Genomic DNA, 3,017 nt, shown 5'->3' with positions numbered 1-3,017 from the left:
TTGTCGGCAAGGCCGTTGATGCAGCCGACCAGCGGCACGATGAAGAGGTCGTTGCGGATGCCGATGTCGCCGTTCACCCGCTCGTAGGCCGATATCGTCGGCACCGGGCCGCCGTTCTGGGGACGGGCCGAGACATTGCCGGCGTATTGATAGTCGAGGATGTCGCCGAGCGCGGTCTTGAGATTGTGGACGTGGACATGCGCGCCCTTGGGAACCGCCTCGCGGGCGAGGCCGATCACCGCGCCATACTTGATCACCTTGTCGCCGGCGGCGATGTCCTTCAGGGCGAACTTGTGCGCCTGCGGCACGTCATCGCGGAGCGTGAGACCGAAGGCGGGGATGTCGGTGCCCGCCTCCAACGGCTCGAGGGCGACGGCGACGCTGTCATCGGGGTGGATCTTGAGAACGCGCGGCATGGCTCTCGTCCTGGGCTTTGAGGCAAGGGAACCGGCGCGGGGAGGGCGCCGGCCGTCTCTGGCATATGGGGGCGGAAGGCCGCCCCCGTCAGTGACTCACTCAGCGGGCGTCGATCAGCTGGCCCAGCCGTTCGATGCTCATCGGCGCGGCGGTGAGGTCGGCGAAGTCGGCGAGGACGGCACTGCGGAGCACCGGCGTGTCGATCGACCGGCCCCAAAAGGCGCTCTCGCCGAGATAGGCCGAGACCATGGCCTCGCGGCCCTTGTCGGTACCGTCATCAAGGGCGCCGATCGCCTTGACCCTGGCGATGATGTCGGCGCTGTCGCGCGGCGGATAGGCGTCCGAACCCTGGAAGCGGCCGAGGTAGAACACCAGCCAGGCGGCGAGCGCCAGCGTCATCAAGGGCGCCGGCTTGCCGTGGCGGTCGATGTAGGCGAGGAGGCGGTCAAGGTCGCGCGTCTGGTACTTGACGAGGCCGTTCAGCGAGATGTCGTACCAGAGGTGGCGGATGTAGGGATTGGCAAAGCGCCTCAGCACCGCGTCGGCAAAGGCCTGGAGCTCGTCCTTCGGCAAGGTGAGGAAGGGGATGACCTCCTCGGCGAGCAGCCGGTCGAGGAACTTGGCCCCCACCTTGGTGGTCACTGCCTCGCCCACCGTCGCAACGCCGGAGATCAGGCTCAAGGCGCAGAGCGCGGTGTGGGCGCCGTTGAGGATCGCCACCTTGCGCGCCTTGTAGGGCGTGGCGTCGGGCACCACGACGGTATCAGGGTCATGCTGGGCCAGCGGCAGACGCAGCTCCGGCTGGCCGGGCTTCCGCTCGATGACGAAGAAGTGGAACAGCTCGCCGGTGGTCATGAAGCGATCGGTGTAACCGAGTTCCCGCTCGATCGCTTCGGCATCGGCGCGTGGGTAGCCCGGCACGATGCGGTCGACCAGCGTGTTGTAGAAGGCATTGGCCTCCTTCACCCAGGCGATGAAGGCAGCCTCCAGTCCCCATTCCTCGGCGTGGCGCAGCACGATGCGGCGGAGTTCGTCGCCGTTGTGGTCGATCAGCTCGCAGGCGATCATCTGCCAGCCGGCGTCCGGCTTGCCGCCGAAGGCTTGCCAGCGCTCGTGCAGAAGCCGCGTCATCTTGCCCGGGAACGAGGCCTGCGGGGCATCCGCGTACTTCACCGTCGGCATGTAGGCGATGCCGGCATCGGTGGTGTTGGAGATGACGACGGTGATCTCCGGGTCGCGGGCGAGAGCCAGCACCTCGCTCCAGTGCTGGTGGGCGCCGATCTCCTTCAAGACCGAGCCGACGACGCGGGCTTCCGATACCTTGGCGCCGTCGTCGGCGACGCCGCGCGACAGCACGGTGTAGAGCCCGTCCTGCTCGTTGAGCCAGTGCGGGTTGCCCTCGGCGATCGGCCGGACGATGACGACGCCCCAGTCGAGGCCGCCGGCCTCGTTCATGCGGTCGATCTTCCAGTCGACGAAGGCACGCAGGAAGTTGCCTTCGCCCCATTGCAGGATGCGGGCTCGCGGCCGGGGACGGCCGTTGAGGGCGGATGCGTCGATTATGGTCATGATGGTGTCCTCGCCCTCAGCACTCGATCAGGATCTTCAGCGTCGAGGCGCGGGCCTCTGTCCAATAGGGCAGGGCCTTGTCGGCGTCCCTGAAGGGGAACACCTTGGAGATCAGGTCGTCGGGGGCATGGTCGAGCCCCTCGAGATAGGCGATCACCGCCTTGAAGTCGTCGATGGTGGCGTTGCGGGAGCCGTGGATGTCGAGCTCCTTCATGTTGAAATACTTGGTGTCGTAGGTGACCGGCGCCTTGGAGTAGCCGATGTAGACGATCCTGCCGGCAAAGCAGGCGAGGTCGACGGCCTGGGTGAAGGTGGCCGGCAGGCCGACCGCCTCGATCACCACGTCGGCGCCGTCGCCACCGGTGAGCTCGTTCACGCGCGCCACCACGTCGTCCTTGCCGGCGTCGATGGCGTGTTTGGCGCCATACTTCAGCGCCATGGCGGTCTTGTCGCCGAGATCGATGGCGATCACCTCGGCGCCGCGGGCGACCGCGCCGGCCACCGCGCCCATGCCGATCATGCCGCAGCCGATCACCACCACCCGGTCGCCGGCCTCGACGCGGCCGCGATCCACGGCGTGGAAGCCCACCGACAGCGGCTCGACCAGCGCCAGATGGCGCGGCGCCAGGCTGTCGTTGAGGATCAGCTTGCCATAGGGAAGCACGATCCGCTCGGCGAGGCCGCCTTCCTGCTGGACGCCGAGGGTACGGTTATAGCGGCAGGCGTTGACGCGGCCCTTGCGGCAGGACGAGCAGGTGCCGCAGGCCGTGTAGGGCACGACGATGACCCGCTTGCCCGGCGCATACTCGGCCGGCACGTCCACTCCGGTGCAGACGATCTCCGCGCCGATCTCGTGGCCGGGAATGCGCGGCAGGCTCACCAGCGGATTGAGGCCGGCAAACGTGTTGAGGTCGCTACCGCAGAGACCCACGTGCTTCACCGCCACCACCACCTCGCCAGCCCCGGCAACCGGCTCGGCGATCTCGTGAAACGAACTCAACCCACTGCCGTCGATCTTCAATGCAAGCATG

3 protein-coding genes are annotated in these 3,017 nt (G+C 67.4%); all 3 read right to left on the bottom strand.

Translation table 11 applies throughout. The features are described 5' to 3' along the window. A partial coding sequence (locus tag M4J39_RS22755; protein ID WP_251730789.1) for a UxaA family hydrolase occupies positions 1-416 on the bottom strand: 416 nt, incomplete at its 3' end. Positions 417-516: 100 nt separating this feature from the next. After that, a complete protein-coding gene (locus M4J39_RS22750) occupies positions 517-1,986 on the bottom strand; it encodes a tagaturonate reductase (RefSeq protein WP_251730788.1) in 1,470 nt (489 codons plus the stop codon). A 16-nt stretch (positions 1,987-2,002) separates the two neighbouring features. After that, complete coding sequence (locus tag M4J39_RS22745; RefSeq protein WP_251730787.1) at positions 2,003-3,016, bottom strand: zinc-binding alcohol dehydrogenase family protein; 1,014 nt, start codon at positions 3,014-3,016, stop codon at positions 2,003-2,005. Between the last annotated feature and the right edge of the window lies 1 nt (position 3,017).

Source organism: Pleomorphomonas sp. NRK KF1, from assembly GCF_023721755.1.
Classification (GTDB): Bacteria; Pseudomonadota; Alphaproteobacteria; order Rhizobiales; family Pleomorphomonadaceae; genus Pleomorphomonas.
This window is presented reverse-complemented; position numbering and strand designations above follow the sequence as displayed.

Coding starts and splice junctions, on each gene's coding strand:
- M4J39_RS22750 (WP_251730788.1), bottom strand. CDS start 1,986: ATGACCATAATCGACGCATCCGCCCTCAACGGCCGTCCCCGGCCGCGA.
- M4J39_RS22745 (WP_251730787.1), bottom strand. CDS start 3,016: ATGCTTGCATTGAAGATCGACGGCAGTGGGTTGAGTTCGTTTCACGAG.